Below are 18825 nucleotides of genomic sequence, written 5' to 3' on the forward strand. Positions count from 1 at the left end.
GTGTCATATTTAAAAAATACTCTGCCGTGTGTATCTATAATTAGGTTCATGTTTGGCACTTTCATTCAACCCCTTATTTTCATGATAAAAAGCCAGCAAAAAAAGATTGATTGACATTACCGTGCTTAATCATCTATTTTACCACGCTGCTAACCGTTTTTTAATGATGTCAACAACACTATAAAAATGCGTAACATATTCATGTCCATACCAATTATTGATATTTTTGCAGGCCCTGGTGGTCTCGGTGAAGGATTCAGCCAACAGGGTTGGAAAGAAGGCAACCCCTTTTTCCGTATCTGCTTATCTGTTGAAAAAAGTTATCCTGCATTCCGAACATTAAAACTACGCAGTTTTTTAAGACAGTTTAGGTACAATGATTTCCCTGATGAATATTACACATTTTTACAAAACAACGAAAATCCGGAAAAACTTTACACGCTTCCAAAGTACGAACAACAAAGTAGACGGGCTGAAGAAGAAACGTGGATGGAAACCCTCAGGCAAGACAAGTCATTCCACATTAAACTTGATGAGAAAATCACGAAAGCGTTACAGGGAAAGAAGTGCTGGGTTCTTATTGGCGGACCGCCATGCCAAGCGTACTCTCTGGTTGGAAGATCCAGAAATAAAGGCATAAAAGGATATAGACCAGAATCTGACGAACGACATTTTTTATATCAGGAATATCTCAGAATTATCGATGTTCACAGACCATCTGTGTTTGTAATGGAAAATGTTAAAGGGATTCTTTCTTCTAAAATAAACGGCAGTGCTATTTTTTCTAAAATTAGAAAAGATTTAACCAACCCATCGAAAAACAACGACTGTAAGTATAGAATTTTTTCTCTTACAAAAAAGGCTAAAGAATTCGACAAAGATGGTAATCCTGTATTTTCAGACACAGATTTCATCATTAAATCAGAAAAATACGGAATACCACAGTCACGGCACAGGGTAATTTTATTGGGGATACGCGAGGATTTATGCCCCAAAGGATATGTGCCGCCTACTCTTGTCGAACAAAATAAACTAAGTGTGTCCGATGTGCTAAACCTTCCGCCTTTGAGAAGTGGTATTTCACGGGGAAGTTATACTTCTAATGATTGGGAAGAAGCTATACGCTCATTCCCATTGGCCGATAATATCGATACAATATCTGAGATAGCGGGCAAGGATGTTACTGAAACTATAAAACAAAAGTTGGATAATATCTCAACGCCCCCTAATGATATGGGTGGAAACTTTGTCAATTCGACAATGTATCGTGCTATGAATAAACAACTTCGGAACTGGTTTTTAGACTATAAAATCAACGGGGTATTGAACCATTCATCAAGAACTCATATGAGAGCAGATCTGCACAGATACTTTTACGCTGCATGCTTTGCTGAAATAAATGAGCATTCTCCCAGAATGCATGAATTTCCTGAGTTCTTAAAACCTAATCACAAAAATCATAATTCCGGTCATTTCAATGACAGGTTCAGAGTCCAACTTGCAGATCAGCCGTCCTCAACCATCACTAGTCACATTGCAAAAGATGGGCACTACTATATTCACTATGAAGCTCGTCAATGCAGAAGCCTAACAGTACGGGAAGCAGCAAGGCTTCAAACTTTTCCAGACAATTACTTCTTCTGCGGTAATAGAACAGAACAGTACGTACAGGTTGGAAATGCTGTCCCGCCACTTTTAGCTGCAAAAATTTCTTGTATTGTTAAAGAGGTATTGACTCAGGGAAAAAGCAACTTTGGTTGACACTCTTACTAAAAATAAACGAAGCTGGAACATGTCGCGCATAGGATCCAAAGACACTAAGCCTGAACTGCGTGTTCGTTCATTTCTTCATAAAAATGGTTTTCGGTTTCGATTGCATGTTAAATGCCTTCCCGGGAAACCTGATATCGTTCTTGCAAAATACAAAACGGTTGTGTTTGTCCATGGCTGCTTTTGGCATCAGCACAAAAACTGCAAGTATGCTTATAAACCAAAAACTAGAATTGCTTTTTGGGAAGAAAAGTTCCGCAAAAACATTCAACGAGATAAAACTGCTAAAGAAGCATTGAAACGCATGCAATGGACAGTAATAACTGTCTGGGAATGTAATACAAAAGACGAGAATTCTTTAAAAAAATCTTTACAAAAGTTATTTGATAGCAAAGATACACAAAAGCAATAACATACTTTTCATCCCGAATTTGAACGTACATAGCTATTCTTGACACTTTACCTGCTATACTGAGTTTCTCAACTTTCTGTTTTCGATTATCATACCTACATACTTTTAATCTCTTCTGAGCCTCAAAAACATCGTAGTGCATTATTCGAAATCACTCCTTACTTGTTACAATAGCATGCAAATATAAATTGTGATTGAGCTGCACCCTACCCTTTAGCGGTTTTATGTGCGATATAGGCTTTTGTGATAGTTTTGTGAGAGAGGGAATTGCTTTACGCGCAAAAATAGCACCACGAACCGCTCCCGTACCAACCGGGCAGGCCATCGTTTCACCCCTGCTTCCACAGGCTTTCATACGCCAGAAGTTGCTCTTGCGTCTCCTTCGTCAGCTTTCCGAACACTTCCTCGGACAGCAGGCCGTTTTTCCGCCACATGGCAACCTTGTTCACAGCGGTGCTTCGCTTGAAGCTATCAAACATGAGGGATATCTGCTCATCTTCATCCTGCATAAGTGTCCACAGCGTCTGATAGTATGTGTGATTTTCAGCACCTCGCGAAGCCACAAGTTCTGCAACCCGTTGCAGCACCCTGTCGCAGGCGGTATTCAAGGAGAGCTCTTGCAAATCACGGAGCAGTTTCCAATCCTCCTCAGCTATATCACGGCTCAAGGGAGATCCTCCTTTTCGTTTTCGTTTTCGTTTTACGATTTCATGATCAGCAGATGTCTGACGCCTGCTCAACAGCAAATATCTCTCTGTTCTGATGGTTCACAAGCCTGATATCCCCCCCCCACCATACAAGCCCCACGGCATCATTCCATATCTCTCAAAATGAATAACAGTTGAATTTTTCGGATAAAAATCTTGACAGGCAAAAAAGATGAAATTATGGTGGGAGACGATAACTAGTTATTATCGATACATGATGCGACCCGACAGGATGCGGCTAACATCCTGCCAGGCCTGACCAAAACAACCTTCCAGAGAGGTCATCATGGCTAAACGGTTTTTTACACCACTCCCCTCTCCTTTTCAAGGCGATTTTTCCTTAATCCCCAGTACACGAATCCCCTTTTACAAACGCTATTGCTGTGCCAAATGGCCCATGCACGCGTGCTTCCCTGATTAACGACCGGGAAGGCGCTTCACCGGGTCTCTGCGCGTGCTCTATCAGCCCTGGTATTCTTAGCGATGCGCCCATTCTTCGCGACCTGTGTTTGACGGAGTCGCGCCTTCCCTTTTCCCTTTCAGGGAACGGCCAATTTTCTTTTTTGAGGCATGGCTGGTCCTGAAAAATTTTCCTCTTTCAGTAAGCTGTGAATAAAAACCGTGTTTGGTGTTGCTGTTGGTACGCTTGGGTGTTGGCCGACAATGAAACCATGCGAATGATGTCGGGGCGTCGAGGAGCGCCATGATTGGGTTTCGGTATGTGGGACGAGATATCAGGTTATAAATCATAGGGGATAGAAAATCGTGTCCCAAAGGGTTTCGTTTTCGAGGTGGTGTCGGGGAACGCCACGCATCGGTTTCGGTGCGTGGGACGCGATACAGGTGATAGGTCATGGGGGATAGATAATCGCGTGCCAAAGGCTTCCACTTTTGGGGTGTTGCCGGGGAACGCCACGCATCGGTTTCGGTGCGTGGGACGCACCCTACGGGCCACGGATCTTCGGGCGTTGGAGGTAGCTTGGGTCTTTGGCATAGGGGGGGGGGGAAGTAAGCGGGTCCCAAAGGCTTCCGCTTTTGGGGTGTTGCCGGGGAACGCCACGCTTCGGTTCTGGTGCGTGGGACGCGATACAGGTGATAGGTCATAGGGGATAGGAAACAGGGGTGACCCTAAGGGTCTCGTTCTTGGGATGTTACCGGGGAACGTTACGTTCCGGTTTCGGTGCGTGGGACGCGATAAAGGTCATAGGTCATGGGGGATAGATAATCGCGTGCCAAAGGCTTCCGCTTTTGGGGTGTTGCCGGGGAACGCCACGCTTCGGTTTCGGTGCGTGGGACGCACCCTACGGGCCACGGAGCTTGGGCGTTGCAGGTACCCCGGACGGCACGGCATAGCGGGAATGCTCTTTTTCTATTCCCTATTCCCTATTCACTATTCACCTTTCACCTTTTACCATTTGCCTTTTGCCTTTTGCCTTTTGCCATTCACAAAAAAAAGGAGTCCATCATGACACGATCAGGAACGTGCAGCGAGCCCGGGATTTTTGCGGGGTCGGAGATCACGGAGTTGTGTGAGGCCATTAAGGACATTCACCGGTTGCTGGCGTCGGTGGGGGATTTTCTTGTGGAGCTGGACGGGGCTGAGGCTCCGGGGGGCAACGGGCTTCAGGTGGATTTCAAGCGGTGGGGCGTGCGGACCATCGCCGAGGATTTGCTGGCCCGGCAGTATGAAAAACTCGATCGAATTGTGGCGATTTACAGACAGGAACAGGAGAAGATGTCGGAAGGACGGGGGCCGCGGCCAGTGGAGGGGCATCCGGTGCTGCGGCAATGAGACGACACCGAGACGCGTGTTGCCTGGTGCCGGGGCACGGCCTGTGGCAGGCCCCGGCACTGGACATCGGGAGGGTTAAAACACCCGGCGCATGGCAGCGCTGCTGCGCATCAGGGCCGAGGTGCCCCAGGAGAGGGTCACGGCCAGGGTGAGGGTCAGCGCGAATTTAAGGAATATGGGAAGCTGCACCTTGGTGAGGCCGTAGGAGACCCCGAACACGAAGAACTGATGCACGTAGTAGCTGCCGTAGGAGTTATCGGAGAAGTGCCTGAGCACGGTGCCGGTGCGGTTGAAGCAGGTCTTGCACAGGGCCAGGAGCCAGATGATGCAGGTGTAGCAGAATAGATTGAAAAGCGCGGCGTTGGCCCCTTTGAGAAGCAGGGTGGTGAGCTTCGGTTCGGGGAAGACAAGCTTCATGTAAAGGTACAGGGCCCCGGAGATCAATGCGAGAACACCCCAGGGAAGGGCTTTGGGTTCATAACCGCCCTGGGTGAACCAGCCGTTTTGCTCACAGTAAATACCCAGGAGAAAAAAGAGAAACAGACCGCCGATGCGCACGGGCTGGAACACGAACACGTAGCCGGGGTGGATCCAGCTGTCCAGGGGGAAAGACAGGGAAGCGACGAGGAAAATCAGGGTAGTGAGGGCCACAAAGCCCACATGAAACAGAGGCCCGGGAGCTTTCTGGTGATCGGGCTTTTTCACAAGGGAGGGAAAAACCGATGCCAGGGCTGTTGTCACCAGAACAAACCCCATAAGCACCCCGATGAACCAGTAGTGTGCCTGCTGATAGGCTTTGCCCCAGAAGTCATGGGTGAAAAAGTCGATGTAGGAGACGGGGATCTGGCGCGAAAAGTAGATCATGTAGGCAAGGGGCGGGGCCAGGACAAACACCCCCACCACCCAGGGCAGGGCGATGCGCATGGATTTGCCCTTAAGAAAGCGCCCGGTGCCGTGTTTTCTTAAGGAGGCAAAGAGAAAATACCCCGAAATATAGAACATGACGGGCATGATAAAGACATCCAGCACGATGACCACGGCGGTGAAAAAGAGGCTGCGCTGGGGATCCAGCACATACCACCACTCCGGGGCAAAGGCCATGTAGCAAAGGGATGTATGAAGGGCCACCACCAGGATGATGGTAAGGCTCCTTAAATTGTCCATGAAATAAAGTCGGTTTGGGTTGTCCATGATCACTCCACACAGGGTCTGGGGGGATTAACACACAAAGGCATGGGGCGGCGGACCATCGGCCGGGGAATTGCGGCGGAAACGCGATCTTCCTCAGGGCTCGTCGCCCCTGTATGACAAGGGGCGTCTTAAAAGCGCCCCTTTTGCTTTGCCTACGCCAATCTCGGGGCGTTTTCAACTCAAATTCCATGGATAGTCAAAATAAAACAGGAGGATCCGCCATCGGGGAACACCCGTGTGAATCAAGGGGGAAATGCCACCGACAAAACAGTGGGCAGCCAGGCCAATGAGTTATTGCTGAAACAAAACACATCACGTATCGTGGGCCTGCAACTCGAACGTACCCACTCATATTGGTAAAACAGGAGGCCTTCACCGTGAACGACATCCAACAGACCAACACCTTCATCCTGAGACTGTATCTGGCCACGGTGGACGAGCCCATCTTCGTCAGCCTTCACAAAGAAGAGAAAGACCGATTCACCTCCACCCTCCTCCAGTTCGGCGAAGGCGTTGAGACAGAGGGCTTTTTCGTCAGCGACACCGTTGACGGCAAAACCATCGCCATCAACCTCTCCAACATCCAGGCCGTAAATGTCCTGTGGGAACCCGCCACCTCCGACAAAGACCAGGCACTTAGCGACGGCCCCATCACCATCTTTCTGAGAAACCGCAAAGACCCCATGGAAAGCTACACAGACTCCCCGGATGAGCTCCACGAATTCTTCTCGTCCCTTGACCTCGGCCCGGATGTTTCCGGTTTTTTTGCGGGTTTTCTGAACAGTGAAGGGGAGGAGCTGCTGTTCAACACAAAGGAGCTGCTCTTCATGGAAGCCCCAACCTGTGTGGTGGATGAGGGGTGGGAGATGATCAAGGCCGAGTCCGGCATGGACGATTAGCCTGGATATGTCTTGAGAACACGGCCCGCGTGGCGGGCCTTTATCCCTGTTTCTTCCCTGCCTTGAGTTTGCGGGACACGGTGGTGCGGTTCACCTGGAACATCTCCGCCACCTGTTCCATGGAGTGGCAACCCTCCATGGCTTTGCTGAGGATGTCGTACTCGATCTCGGCCATGATCTCCTTCAGGGGCCTTCCCCCCTGCCCCTGGACCGGTACGTAGGATCGGGAGCCCCGGACGGCCTCTTTGGGCATGAGCCGTGGAAAATCTTCGGGCTCGATGACGCGCTTGTCCAGGGTGATGACAATGCCCTGGATCATGTTCTGAAGCTCCCGGACATTGCCTGCCCAGCCGTGTCGCAACAGCATGGGCATCACGTCGTCGGAGAAGTAAAACTGCTTGCGGTACTTCAGGTTGTAGCGCTCAAGGAAATACTGGGCCAGGGGCTGGATGTCTTCGAGCCTCTCTTTGAGGGGCGGGATGTCAAGGACGCTCACTTGGAGGCGGTAGTAGAGGTCCTGGCGGAAGGTGCCCTTGGCCACGGCCTCTTCCAGGTTCACGTTGGTGGCCGCGATGATCCGGGTGTCGATCTTTTTGGGCTTCAGGCTCCCCACCTGCATGATCTCCTGGTCCTGAAGGACCCGGAGCAGCTTTGCCTGCACGTTCAGGGAGAGCTCGCCGATCTCGTCTAAAAAGATGGTGCCGCCTGCCGCGACATCGAAGTACCCGGGCTTTCCCTCCCGCCTTGCCCCGGAAAACGCGCCCCGGGCATACCCGAACAGTTCGGACTCAATGAGGTTCTCCGGAATGCTGGTGCAGTCCGCGCAGAAAAAGGTGCTGCCGGACCGATCGCTCCGGGAATGGATGTACCGCGCCACCTCGCCTTTTCCCACCCCGGTGTCCCCCAGGATGAGCACCGTGGCGTCGGTGGCGGCCACCTTCCGGGCCTGGGCCATCACCTGCTTCATGGCCGGGCTCTCCACCACAACGGCGTCCGGGGCGGACACCTCCCGGGCCCCATGCTGGATGTTGCTCCAGAAGGTCTGGAAGATGTGCTTGTGGTACTCGATCTGCTCCTTGAACAGGGTCAGGTGGCTGATATCCCGAATAAAGGTCACCACCAGCTCCACCTCCCCGTCGGCATTGAGGACGGGGTAGCCGTGCAACAGGTTTTTCCGCCCCCCGCTGGTCTGCTGCACCGAGCTTGCCGGACGCTTTGATTTCAGGATCACCGGGCTCACGGCCCCCATGAAGATCCCTTTCTGCTCCTCCACCAGATCCGCGTGGGGCTCTGCCTCGTCAAACACCCCCTCCTTGCTGTTCAGAAAACGCACCTCTTTCCCGAGGAGAGCCTCCGGGGGCAACCCGCACAGCCGCTCGTACATGGGGTTCATCTTGAGGATCACTCCCTCGGCGTTGCTGATGCAGATCCCTTCGTGGAGCACGTTGAATATCGCATCCATCTCGCTGAAGAGGTGGCCGTATTTTTCCTGAAAATAGGGGACTTCGTATGCTGTTTCGCTCATTGCCATCCATGCGCCGTTTGGGATTTCAAGGCAGTCAGGAACGCCGGTGCCCGGAACGGTTCCAAAGAGGCCCGACGATCATCTGAATTTATGAGGAGTTACCACGCCGCCTTCAAAATGTCGAGGCCTGGGCCATGGAGGCAGGGCCGGTTGAACGTTAAATAAATCCCCCCCTCCGCGCCCTGTGCAGTTCTGCACGTCGTGCAATTCTGCACATCGCCACAACCCTTTTAAATTATATTGATTTGTGAAATCATGCGGGCATTCCTGCACAAACAAGCGCCAGAGCCGAGGGTACGCGCAATCCATGACAAGGATTCATAAACAACCTAAATCAAACTGATTAAAGGGGGTCTGTTCATTTTTCAGGGGGTTGGCATCCTTGTTGCTATTCTTCCGGGGCGTTGGTTTGCAGAATGTTACCCTGAACGGGCAGCGCAGCACGGTGGGGTAACACCGGGGAATTCATTTTTTATCGGATCAGGGAACCGCATCCCCCTGGGCCGAGAGGAGGTCTTTTTGTCAGCGACATTCTACCCATATGTGGGCGCCTTTATCTGGATCAGTATTCTGCTTGTTGGTGGTGCTTTTTTACGTAACAAGATTTCGTTTTTGCAAAACCGGTTGATCCCGTCGTCCCTCATCGGCGGCGTCATCGGATTTGTCCTCTTAAACACCGGGCTCATCGGAATGCCCACGCCCGAGGGCTGGGTCACCATTCCATCCAAGGTCTTCGGGGTGATGGTCTTCCACCTGTTTGCCTTTGGTTTTGTGGGCATCGGCCTGCTGCAGCAGGACAAAAAAGTGGACAGCGGCAAATCCACATGGCTGCAGAACGGCGCCCTTTGGATGGCCTTTATGTACTGCCTGGTCTACGCGGTCCAGGGCGTCACCGGCAAATCCATCTTTGAGTTCGCCAGGATGATCACCGGCGGAGAGTTCTTCACCGGCTTCGGCTATCTGGTGGGCTCCGGCTTCTCCCAGTCTCCGGGGGCGGCCCAGGCCTTCGGCACCATCTGGGAGAGCACCTACGGGGTCCACGGCGCCAGCAGCGTGGGCCTTGCCTTCGGTGCCATGGGATTCCTCTGCGCCATCTGCCTGGGTATTCCCCTGGCCAACCGGGGCATCAAAAACGGATGGGTTGCGGACAAGAGCTCCAAGTCTCTCCCCACAAGCCTTCTCACCGGCATGATGGGCAAAGGCGAGGCCACCGAGTGCACCCGAACCACCACCCACCCGGCCAACATCGACAACCTGGCCTTTCACCTGGCCATCATGGGAGCCCTCTACGGCGTGGGATACGTCTTTGCCCTGGCCTGGTCCGTGAACATGCCCAAGGGCATCAACGGCCTGGGCTTCGGTCTCCTCTATACCTGGGGAATGATCGCGGGCCTTGTGACCCGCAAGGTGCTGGACAAGATCAACCGCCTCCATGTGCTGGACAACGCCACGGTCCGCGGCGTCACCAGCAGCACCATCGACTACATGATCTGTGCCGTGTTCATGGGCATCTCCATGAGCGACATCCAGGCCATCATCGTCCCCTTCCTCTGCACCGTTGCCGTGGCCGCCATTGTGACCTACCTCCTCATCCTCTGGTTTGCCCGCCGCATGCCCGAGTACGGGTTTGAGCGGGGCCTGGCCATCCTGGGGTGCTACACCGGCACCGTGGCCTCGGGCATCCTGCTGCTCCGCATCGTGGACCCTGATTTCAAATCGCCCGCTGCCGTGGAGCTGGCCGTGATGAACGTGTTCATCCTGCCCCTGATTCAGCTGGTGTACCTGAACCTGCCCTTTATCCCCACGGAAGGGTCCATCATGCTGCCCATTTTCATCGCCTACATCGTGGTGATGCCCATTGCCCTGTTCTTCTTTAAATTTGTTCAAAAACGCGCGTGGTAACCCTTTGTTGCCACACGTTCCGGGCGGCGCACGCCGCCCCGTATAGCGGATGACCACAGGCCGACACATGGTCGGCCTGCGTCATCCCCGTAGATATAAATAGACAGACGTCATGGCAGCCCCTTTTTCCCCTGGGGCCCATGACTGCAAAGGACATGTTGTATGGTTACGCCTTTTACAATTGATATTTCAGAAGAAACCCTTGAACAGATTCGCCGACGGGTCGCCGACTTTCCATGGCAGGACATGACCCAGGACGAAGGGTGGGACCATGGAACCAACCTGGACTACATGAAAGAGCTTTGCGCCTACTGGCTTGAGGGCTACGACTGGCGCGCCCAAGAAAAAAAAATGAACGCCTTCGACCACTTCAAGGCCGAGGTCGACGGCATCGAGATGCACTACATCCTTGAAAAGGGAAGCGGGGAAAACCCCATGCCCCTGCTCATCAGCCACGGATGGCCGGGCTCCTTTGTGGAGAGCCTGGACATCATCGAAAAGCTGGCCCACCCCGAGCGGTTCGGCGGGCGCGTGGAAGACGCCTTTGATGTTATCGTGCCCTCCCTGCCCGGGTTCGGGTTTTCCGGCCGCCCTCCCCGCCCCTTTGGCCCCCGCGCCATGGCAGGGGTCCTCAACAGCCTGGTCACCGATGTGCTGGGCTACGACTCCTACTACGCCCACGGCGCGGACTGGGGCAGCGCCATCTCCAGCTGGCTGGGCTACGATCACGCGGATCACTGCCGGGCCATCCACATCAACTTCCCCACCATGAGACACGTGGACGGCCCCCAGACCCCGGAAGAGGAAGCCTGGGCCAAATCCTGCGAGACCCTGCCCAGGGTGGTCCTGCAAAACGGCTACCGGACCCAGCAGGCCACCAAGCCCCAGACCTTGAGCTATGCCATGATGGACAGCCCCGTGGGTGTTGCCGCCTGGATCGTGGAAAAATTCCACGCCTGGTCGGACATCGACGGCGACAACGTGGAGAGCGCCCACACCAAGGACGGCATGCTCACCAACATCATGGTCTACCTTGTGACCAAGACCTTCAACACCTCCACCTGGATCTACTACGGACGCAGGGAAGAGGGAGGACGCATCCTGGGCACCAAAGAGCGCCCCAGGGTGGAGGTTCCCACGGCCGCGGCCATGTTCCCTGCCGAGAGCTTTCCCTGGCCCCCCCGCTCCTATGCCGAGCGCCTCTACAACATTCAGCGCTGGACCGCCTTTTCCCACGGCGGCCATTTCGCCTCCCTGGAGGAGCCCGACGTGCTGATCAACGACATCGTGGCCTTTGCCCGATCTTTTCGGTGAGGTTGAATGGAGAGCTTAAGCGCACTGTACCGCATCGGCCTCGGCCCGTCGTCGAGCCACACCATGGGCCCCAGGTTTGCCGCTGAGCAGTTTGCCTCCAGGTATCCTGGGGCCAGCCGCTTCCGGGTCACCCTGTACGGGAGCCTGGCCGCCACAGGCAAAGGGCACCTCACCGATCAGGCACTCTACGAAGTGTTTGGCCGGGACCGCCTGGACGTCTCCTGGCAGCCGGACCACAGCCTGCCCCAGCACCCCAACGGGATGAAGTTTGAAGCCTTGTCCCATGAAGAGGAGCTGCTCGGAGAGCAAATTGTCTTCAGCGTGGGCGGGGGCAGCATCCGAACCCCCGGTGAGATGACGCTCAAAGAGGAACCCGTGTATCCCCACCAAACCCTCGGGGAGATCATGGACCATTGCCATGGGCGTGGCATCACCTATTGGGAATACGTGGAGACACACGAAGACGCCGCCGCCTTTGATCACCTGGCCGCGGTGTGGCAGGCCATGAAAGCCGCCGTGGAAAAAGGGCTCACCGCCCGGGGCGTGCTGCCCGGCTCCATCGGCCTGGGCCGCAAATCCTGGACCGTGTACCAGCGCACCCGCTCTGCCGGGGACGCCATGCAGGAGACCGGCCTCATCACCGCCTATGCCCTGGCCGTATCAGAAGAAAACGCAGGGGGAGGCACCGTGGTCACCGCCCCCACCTGCGGCTCCTGCGGGGTGATGCCCGGGGTTCTCTATTACCTGCAAAAAACCCAGGGCCACTCCGACGCAGACATGGTCCAGGCCCTGGCCACGGCCGGAGTGTTCGGAAACGTCATCAAGCGCAACGCCTCCATCTCCGGCGCAGAGGTGGGCTGCCAGGGCGAGGTGGGCTCGGCCTGTGCCATGGCGGCTGCAGCGGCCTGTCAACTTTTGGGAGGCTCCCTGCGCCAGATCGAGTACGCCGCCGAGATGGGCCTTGAGCATCACCTGGGGCTCACCTGCGACCCCGTGGACGGCCTGGTGCAGATCCCCTGCATCGAGCGAAACGCCTGCGCGGCCACGCGGGCCCTGTCCGTTGCCCATATGTCCATTTTGTCCGACGGCTCCCACCTCATCTCCTTTGACGAGGTGGTCTCCGTCATGAAACTCACGGGCCACGACCTGCCCGCCCTCTACCGGGAGACCTCGGTGGGCGGCCTGGCCATGGTCTATCGTGGAAAGCAGTCGTGCGCAGGGGCAGTCACGCCCCCGTGCCAGTCGTAATTTTATCAGAAAGGATAAAGGCATGTTCTGCCTCCGGCGGCCCTGCCGGGGGCCAAACTTTTGAAAAGTTTGACAAACAGGTTTTCCGGGCGGTTTCGGAATATTCGCGAGCCGTTGCCACAATGAAAGTTTTTTTACGAAACGAATCGCCACTGCCTTCTGGGGCCCAGAAGGCAATGCAACCGGAAAGTTTTTGCGGCTTGTCGCGCCGTAGCGCCCTTGCCTTTCCGATGATTATGACGGCTGGCTTAGCGAAGCCAAACATAATAGTCGTCAGATTGGCGCGTAGGCGGAAGGTTTTCAAAAAGCGACCCGCCGGAGGCACTTGAATCATGCTTTTGACACACATACAGTTAAACGGAGAAAAAAATATGACCTACGCCAAACCGTTATCCAAAGAGGATATCTTTGCACAGGCAAAAAACGGAACCCTTGAAGCCAGGGCCATCATCCCCAACAGGAAAAGCGCCCAGGGAACCATGACGCCCACCTTGAACCCCTTTGACAACAGCGTCATCGGCCATGTGGAATTCTGCGACGCAGAAGTGGTCAACGAAGCCGTGGCCGTGGCCCGGGACACCTTTGAAAAGGGCACCTGGTCCCGCATGTCCCCCTACGACCGCAAGCTGGTGATCCAGAAGTGGGCACGGCTCATCGACGAGCACGCCGAAGAGCTGGCCGCCCTGGAGTGCAAGGACGTGGGCAAGCCCCTCAAGGAGTGCATCGGCTTTGACCTGCCCGACACCAGCTACACCATTTCCTGGTTTGCCGAAGCCGCCGACAAGGTCTTCGGCAAGGTCTCCCCCTCCCCCGGAAACAACCTCGGCATGGTTGTCAAGGAGCCCATGGGCGTGGTGGGTGCGGTGCTGCCCTGGAACTTTCCTGCCACCATCTTTGCCTGGAAAGTGGCCCCGGCCCTTGCCGCCGGCAACTCCATCATCGTCAAGCCCGCTGAGCAGACGTCCCTGAGCACCTACCGCATGGTGCAGCTGGCCCACCAGGCCGGGATCCCCGAAGGCGCCCTGCTGCTGGTCACCGGCCTCGGCGAAGCCACGGGCAAGCCCCTGGGCCTCCACAACGAGGTGGACGTGGTCTCCTTCACCGGCTCCACCGAAGTGGGACGCTACTTCCTCCACTACTCGGCGGACAGCAACCTCAAGGAGATCGTCCTGGAGTGCGGCGGCAAAAGCCCCCAGGTGATCTTCGAAGACACCTACCCCATGGACGAGGTGGTGGACCAGATCCTGGACGCCGCCTTCTACAACATGGGCGAAAACTGCAGCTGCGGCTCCCGTCTCCTGGTGCAGGAGAGCATCAAAGACGAGGTGCTCAAGGCCATCGTTGCCAAGCTGCCCGAATGGAAAATCGGCGACCCTGCTGACATGTCCGTGTTCATGGGTCCCATGATCGAAGAAGGCCACTTCCGAAAAGTGCTGGCCCACATCGAAGCCTCAAAGAAAGAGGGCGCCACCCTCATCTACGGCGGCAAAGCCGTGGACGCCGGTGCGGGCAAATGCATCGAGCCCACCATCTTCGACAACGTCACCCCGGAGATGTCCCTCTTTAACGATGAGGTGTTCGGCCCGGTCCTTGCCGTCACCACCTTTAAAACCGAAGAGGAAGCCATTGAGCTGGCCAACGCCACAAAATACGGCCTGGCCTCCTCCATCTACACCTCGGACATTCGCCGCGCCCACCGCGTGTCCCAGCGCATCAAGGCTGGCACCGTCTCCGTGAACTGCTTCTCCGAAGGAGACATCGGCACCCCCTTCGGCGGCTACAAGATGTCCGGCTTCGGCGGTCGCGACAAGGGCTTTGAAGCCCTTGAGCAGTACATGGCCACCAAGACCATCTGGTACGAGAACTAACAAGTTCCCTTCGCCTCACCCGAGCCGGGCCCCCGGGCCCGGCTTTCCCATGAGTGTTTCCCAACGGGAAAACCACCCCGCTCCTTTCCGCACGGTCCCACGAACAGCACATAAATCTGGCGCGTTGACCGGAAAATTGAGATAGTAACCCTTCTGATCATACTTGCCCCGGATATTTCACGAAAGGAAGGTGCCATGACCCGCAGCGATATAGACAAGGTCGAAACAGACGCCAAGCACATTCTCAACCAGCTGGGCTCCCTGAGCTCCTTTCTCACAGGCATGGACCCGGCCTCTGAAGGGGATGCCTGCTTCACCATGCCCCTTTCGATCATGACAGAGGCCATGGCCTTTGATGTAAGCGTGCTTTACGAGGTCTGCAACGTGGTGGACAACTGGCTGATCCTGGAAGTGGCCCGCGTGTTCGACCCCAAAGGCTACCGCGAAGACCTGAAGGAAGGAAAAAAACTCATTCTGGACCTCACCCGTGCCGAAGGGATCTACATCAACGAGATCAAGGCCTTCACCTCCCGCAAGGTCTCCTGCATCAACGTGCCCAACGAAGGGTGCGACATGATGGGGTTTGTCTACCTCCCGGAGAGCCTGGGCGGCGGCTACCTCTTCGGCGGAGACTACTGCGGCGAAGAGTCCCGGGTGCGGGACTACGAGGCCAGCGTCTGCGAGATCATGTGCAACTTCCTGAGCACCATCCTCATCAAGGCCCAGCTTGAAAAACTCGCGGTCTACGACAGCCTCACAGGCCTGGCCAACAGCAGGCGCATCAAAGAAGAGGCCTCCCGCGTCCGCAACCGATTTACCCGAAAGCCCAAGGCCGTGGCCTCCGTGGCTATCTGCGATATCGACCACTTCAAGGCCGTCAACGACACCCACGGCCACATCCAGGGGGACATGGTTATTAAAGAGGTGGGCGAGCTGCTCTCCACCTCCATGCGCAAACACTTTGACGTGGCAGGACGCTACGGCGGGGAGGAGTTCCTCCTGGTCCTGGATGAAACCACGGGCCCCGAAGCCATCGCCATGATCGAGCGCATCCGCAAAAAAATCGAAACCCACGCCTTCCCCAAGGTGGACCAGGCCGGAAAACCCATCCCCGGCGACTCCCTTCGCATCACCCTCTCCTTCGGCGTGGCCGAAAACCGGGCGGACGCCTCCCCCTGCGATGCCCTGGAGTGGATCAGCCGGGCCGACCGTGCCCTCTACCGATCCAAACACGATGGCAGGAACCGGGCCACCCTCTGGAGCCATGCCCTGGATGAGGCGTGCGTGGAAACGGCTTAAGACTGCCTCCGGCGGCGAGGCGGGCCACCTCGAAATGTGACATCCCGTAGGCTGTGCTTGCGCACCATTTGTTCGGAAAACCAACGTCTTTTGCCATTTCCATGCGTTGTGAAGGTCACCTGCAGATGGGTTTTCATGACCGGTACGATTCTTCGGCGGTGCGCAAGCGCACCCTGCCTCACATCCCCTACACCGTCGGCAACGCGTCACACCTACATAAGGATGCCTTTGTAGATAAAATACCCGTAGCTTGCGGCAAGCACGGCCCCTGCGCCCCGGGGAAGGCGCTTCATGGCCCCGACAAAGAAGAAGTGGACGGCACACGCTGCCATGATGGTGAAGGCCCCGGTTTCAAAGGAATCGGGGATTCGGATGGGAGAGAAGAACGCGAAAATGCCGATGCACATGGGAATGCAGATATGGCCGTCCCCGATCTGGGAAGAGTAGGCGATGTCGGAGCGGTCCACGGCTGCATAGTAAAAGGCAAGAAGCCCGTTGGGGACCACCATGAGAAGGCCGCTTAAGATGCCGATCTGGCTTGTGGAGATGATCCCCCCGCCCCCGGCCGAAACCCATGCCACCAGCCCTTCGATGCTGACATAGGTTCCCCAGGCCGCCCCGCCCACAAGCAGGATATCCACAACCACCCAGAGACTCACGGCCCTGTGTTTCTGGACGTTGGTCTTCATCACATCAAAGACCTGAAACACCTGCCAGAAAAGAAACAGCCCCATGAGCACCAGGCCGTCCCCCTGGTTCAGGACCCCGTCCCGGCCCAGGGCCCAGGTCACGGCCGTAAAAAACACCATGGCAATGAGGGTAAGAAGCAGGGAGAGGTAATCGAGCTTCTCTTCTGAACGGTCTTCCTTTGTCCCCTTGAGGGTCAGGCCCCACAGCAGGGCGGGGATGCCCAAGAGGATGGTCAGGTTGGTGACGTTGTTCACGATGCAGTTTTCAAGGACCATGGCCGCGTCCCCGCCCGTGGTTCCCATCACATAGGCAAAGGCAAGATTGGAAAATCCCGAGCAGTACGGCATAACCATGGTGCCGATGGCAGTCCCCTCAAAGCCGCGCTTCTCAAAGGCATTGAGCCGCCAGACCATGACCATGGAGGACACCAGAAACAGCCCCAGAAGCTGCCACGGCCCTGCGTGGGACCCGGCGGCCAGGACGCTCTTAAAAATAGCGGTATAATTGGGGGTGGCAAGCAGTGCCATCAGGCCGCTCAGCAGCCGGGCACAATAATCCAGTATATTATCCACAACGCATCCATCAATCCGGTTTAAGGCGCAACATCACAACAAGACACTCAATAGTAAAGTTTTCAGGGGGCGACAACCTTCAAACCCTGTGGGTACTCAGCAGTCAGGGCCCCTGAAGGATGTCATCGACCAAAAGAGACGTTGTCTTTATTCTTATGTGGAATGCGTGCGGAGGATAAAGAGGGCCCACCGGTGTTGCCCGCCCTCACGTTGGAATGTGCTCTGCCTTTCGCCATGTATCGCAGGCAGCGTACGGCAAATTAAAATGATTGACTTTGCATCCAATTGGGCTGATTATTAACGATATCCTGTCATTTTTAAGGGCTATACACCTTTCACCGGCTTCGACAATTCAAGACAGATCATCGCGACCTGAACGTATGCAGCCATGCCAATACAATACGGCATGATGGTCTCTCAATCCCGGCAAGACTTTCCCGTATAATGAAAAGAAAACCCACCCGGGCAAATGAGACATATAAGCCTGCCTCTTCTACTGAAAAGCGCTCTCGTAATTCTCCTAAAATGAGTAAAAAATTGTCCCGACACTATTTGGGACAACCGTATGCCGTATGGCCGAAACCCAACCCCATAGTCCGTTACACATTTGACGTAATCTCGAATCTAAAAAAGGAGAGCCAACATGAAGATCAACGTTTCTGCTTTAATCCTGACCCTGATTATGATGGTTTCACTGGCGGCCTGCGGCACCTATTACCAAGTGACCGACCCTTCAAGCGACAAGGTCTACTACACTGAAAAAATAAACAAGAAAAGGAACGGCGCCATTGAGTTCAAAGACTCGGCCACAGGTAAAGAGATCATCATCCAGAACTCTGAGGTGATTGAAGTTAACAAAGATACCTACAAAGCAGGCATGGCAGAACCAGCCCCTGCACCCGCACCGACACCTGAGGCGGAACCAGCTGCTGAAGCAATGCCTGAGGTCGAAGCAGAGCCCACAGCTGAGGCAGAGTCTGCTGCGGAAACGGAACCCACCGCTGAAGCAGAGCCCGCCGCCGAGTAAAATCCAGCGCTAAAATGGAATAAATAAGATGGAATATTCAGGCTTTGCCCCTTTGTTTTGAGCGTTCTCGAAACGGAGGGGCAAGGCAAGTGATCACGATTTTGGCGGTGATGGGTGCAAGGTTTTTATGATCGAGTTGGCACGCTGTAAAGCGATGGATACTCACCTATCAAGAATCCCCATGATTGATTCCAAAGGAAATCCTTTCCTGTTCCAGCCTGACATGCTCACCATAATGCCTTCCTCGCAACCCAGCGTAAAGGCCTGCCCCTTTCCTTGAAAGCCGATTCAAATCACGATTTTCCTGCCGTGACTCTTTTGACCTATGCTGGAAATAGTGGACAAGGCAACAGTTATTTCAGTTCAAAATGCTTGGCAGCGAAGGCTCTGCCGGAGTGGGATTTGAGGTAGGTCTCGAAGGCAGTGGCTTTGGGTTTGGAGGGGAAGGCGATGGCGATTTCAATTTTCCAGGGTTTGTACTTTGACGTGTGGGGGACGCTTCCAGAATTATGGGCCTATAGGCGAGTTCCAAGGTCAGAGGTCATACCGGTATAAAACCGTTCCGGAAACGACTCACTTCGGAGCATGTATACATAGTGAAAGCCCAAA

The 18825-nt window shown here is 54.9% G+C and carries 15 protein-coding genes and 2 pseudogenes; 10 read left to right on the top strand and 7 right to left on the bottom strand.

Annotation, left to right across the window (positions count from 1 at the left end):
- The first annotated feature begins 201 nt into the window (after positions 1-201).
- Both MSL71_RS02960 and MSL71_RS02965 read left to right on the top strand, forming a co-directional pair.
- Positions 202-1761, top strand: coding sequence for a DNA cytosine methyltransferase (locus MSL71_RS02960; protein WP_218950931.1), 1560 nt, complete (start codon positions 202-204; stop codon positions 1759-1761).
- A complete protein-coding gene (locus MSL71_RS02965) occupies positions 1754-2182 on the top strand; it encodes a very short patch repair endonuclease (RefSeq protein WP_180137172.1) in 429 nt (142 codons plus the stop codon). The genes MSL71_RS02960 and MSL71_RS02965 overlap by 8 nt, the downstream gene beginning before the upstream one ends.
- Positions 2183-2511: 329 nt before the next feature.
- Here MSL71_RS02965 and MSL71_RS02970 read toward each other — a convergent pair whose 3' ends face one another.
- The gene (locus MSL71_RS02970; RefSeq protein WP_180137173.1) at positions 2512-2850 is read right to left on the bottom strand and encodes a hypothetical protein; all 339 of its coding nucleotides are present in this window, start codon (positions 2848-2850) and stop codon (positions 2512-2514) included.
- Between the two features lie 1504 nt (positions 2851-4354).
- On the opposite strand from MSL71_RS02970, the gene MSL71_RS02975 reads away from it, so the two are divergent.
- Positions 4355-4681, top strand: coding sequence for a hypothetical protein (locus MSL71_RS02975; RefSeq protein ID WP_180137174.1), 327 nt, complete (start codon positions 4355-4357; stop codon positions 4679-4681).
- 75 nt (positions 4682-4756) lie between these two features.
- On the opposite strand, the gene MSL71_RS02980 is transcribed toward MSL71_RS02975, so the two are convergent.
- The gene (locus MSL71_RS02980; protein WP_180137175.1) at positions 4757-5872 is read right to left on the bottom strand and encodes an acyltransferase family protein; all 1116 of its coding nucleotides are present in this window, start codon (positions 5870-5872) and stop codon (positions 4757-4759) included.
- A gap of 377 nt (positions 5873-6249) precedes the next feature.
- On the opposite strand from MSL71_RS02980, the gene MSL71_RS02985 reads away from it, so the two are divergent.
- Positions 6250-6771: a hypothetical protein gene (locus tag MSL71_RS02985; protein ID WP_180137176.1), complete on the top strand. Its 522-nt coding sequence runs from the start codon at positions 6250-6252 to the stop codon at positions 6769-6771.
- Between the two features lie 40 nt (positions 6772-6811).
- Here MSL71_RS02985 and MSL71_RS02990 read toward each other — a convergent pair whose 3' ends face one another.
- Entirely contained in the window at positions 6812-8296 is a 1485-nt protein-coding gene (locus tag MSL71_RS02990; RefSeq protein ID WP_218950933.1) for a sigma-54 interaction domain-containing protein, read from the bottom strand.
- A gap of 519 nt (positions 8297-8815) precedes the next feature.
- On the opposite strand from MSL71_RS02990, the gene MSL71_RS02995 reads away from it, so the two are divergent.
- From MSL71_RS02995 to MSL71_RS03005, 3 genes are all read left to right on the top strand, one after another.
- On the top strand, positions 8816-10198 hold the full coding sequence (locus MSL71_RS02995) for a sodium/glutamate symporter (protein WP_180137177.1): 1383 nt from the start codon (positions 8816-8818) through the stop codon (positions 10196-10198).
- 162 nt (positions 10199-10360) lie between these two features.
- Complete coding sequence (locus MSL71_RS03000) at positions 10361-11512, top strand: epoxide hydrolase family protein (protein WP_180137178.1); 1152 nt, start codon at positions 10361-10363, stop codon at positions 11510-11512.
- A 6-nt stretch (positions 11513-11518) separates the two neighbouring features.
- Complete coding sequence (locus tag MSL71_RS03005) at positions 11519-12760, top strand: L-serine ammonia-lyase (RefSeq protein ID WP_180137179.1); 1242 nt, start codon at positions 11519-11521, stop codon at positions 12758-12760.
- On the opposite strand, the gene MSL71_RS03010 is transcribed toward MSL71_RS03005, so the two are convergent.
- Positions 12738-13094, bottom strand: a complete 357-nt coding sequence (locus tag MSL71_RS03010; protein ID WP_180137180.1) for a hypothetical protein — start codon at positions 13092-13094, stop codon at positions 12738-12740. The two genes, MSL71_RS03005 and MSL71_RS03010, sit on opposite strands and share 23 nt — an antisense overlap.
- Before the next feature lie 37 nt (positions 13095-13131).
- On the opposite strand from MSL71_RS03010, the gene MSL71_RS03015 reads away from it, so the two are divergent.
- Together MSL71_RS03015 and MSL71_RS03020 are read left to right on the top strand one after the other, a co-directional pair.
- On the top strand, positions 13132-14628 hold the full coding sequence (locus tag MSL71_RS03015; protein ID WP_180137181.1) for an aldehyde dehydrogenase: 1497 nt from the start codon (positions 13132-13134) through the stop codon (positions 14626-14628).
- Between the two features lie 195 nt (positions 14629-14823).
- The gene (locus MSL71_RS03020) at positions 14824-15927 is read left to right on the top strand and encodes a GGDEF domain-containing protein (RefSeq protein ID WP_180137182.1); all 1104 of its coding nucleotides are present in this window, start codon (positions 14824-14826) and stop codon (positions 15925-15927) included.
- Between the two features lie 212 nt (positions 15928-16139).
- Here the strand turns inward: MSL71_RS03020 and MSL71_RS03025 are convergent, their stop codons facing one another.
- Positions 16140-17189 (bottom strand): hypothetical protein, encoded by a 1050-nt coding sequence (locus MSL71_RS03025; RefSeq protein WP_218950934.1) that lies wholly within the window; start codon positions 17187-17189, stop codon positions 16140-16142.
- A gap of 643 nt (positions 17190-17832) precedes the next feature.
- Here MSL71_RS03025 and MSL71_RS03030 point away from each other — a divergent pair.
- Positions 17833-18216, top strand: a complete 384-nt coding sequence (locus MSL71_RS03030; protein ID WP_180137183.1) for a hypothetical protein — start codon at positions 17833-17835, stop codon at positions 18214-18216.
- Positions 18217-18385: 169 nt separating this feature from the next.
- Here the strand turns inward: MSL71_RS03030 and MSL71_RS26845 are convergent.
- Both MSL71_RS26845 and MSL71_RS26850 read right to left on the bottom strand, forming a co-directional pair.
- Positions 18386-18535: pseudogene (locus tag MSL71_RS26845) on the bottom strand (Wadjet anti-phage system protein JetD domain-containing protein); the annotation flags it as partial.
- A 34-nt stretch (positions 18536-18569) separates the two neighbouring features.
- Positions 18570-18716, bottom strand: a pseudogene (locus MSL71_RS26850) (GIY-YIG nuclease family protein); the annotation flags it as partial.
- Positions 18717-18825 lie beyond the last annotated feature (109 nt).

This window comes from Desulfoluna butyratoxydans, from assembly GCF_900699765.1.
GTDB lineage: Bacteria > Desulfobacterota > Desulfobacteria > Desulfobacterales > Desulfolunaceae > Desulfoluna > Desulfoluna butyratoxydans.

What these genes read in the sequence shown, in the direction of transcription:
- MSL71_RS02960 (WP_218950931.1), top strand. Translation starts at nt 202, where the DNA reads ATGTCCATACCAATTATTGATATTTTTGCAGGCCCTGGTGGTCTCGGT.
- MSL71_RS02975 (WP_180137174.1), top strand. Translation starts at nt 4,355, where the DNA reads ATGACACGATCAGGAACGTGCAGCGAGCCCGGGATTTTTGCGGGGTCG.
- MSL71_RS02980 (WP_180137175.1), bottom strand. Translation starts at nt 5,872, where the DNA reads ATGGACAACCCAAACCGACTTTATTTCATGGACAATTTAAGGAGCCTT.
- MSL71_RS02990 (WP_218950933.1), bottom strand. Translation starts at nt 8,296, where the DNA reads ATGAGCGAAACAGCATACGAAGTCCCCTATTTTCAGGAAAAATACGGC.
- MSL71_RS03000 (WP_180137178.1), top strand. Translation starts at nt 10,361, where the DNA reads ATGGTTACGCCTTTTACAATTGATATTTCAGAAGAAACCCTTGAACAG.
- MSL71_RS03005 (WP_180137179.1), top strand. Translation starts at nt 11,519, where the DNA reads ATGGAGAGCTTAAGCGCACTGTACCGCATCGGCCTCGGCCCGTCGTCG.
- MSL71_RS03010 (WP_180137180.1), bottom strand. Translation starts at nt 13,094, where the DNA reads ATGATTCAAGTGCCTCCGGCGGGTCGCTTTTTGAAAACCTTCCGCCTA.
- MSL71_RS03015 (WP_180137181.1), top strand. Translation starts at nt 13,132, where the DNA reads ATGACCTACGCCAAACCGTTATCCAAAGAGGATATCTTTGCACAGGCA.
- MSL71_RS03020 (WP_180137182.1), top strand. Translation starts at nt 14,824, where the DNA reads ATGACCCGCAGCGATATAGACAAGGTCGAAACAGACGCCAAGCACATT.
- MSL71_RS03030 (WP_180137183.1), top strand. Translation starts at nt 17,833, where the DNA reads ATGAAGATCAACGTTTCTGCTTTAATCCTGACCCTGATTATGATGGTT.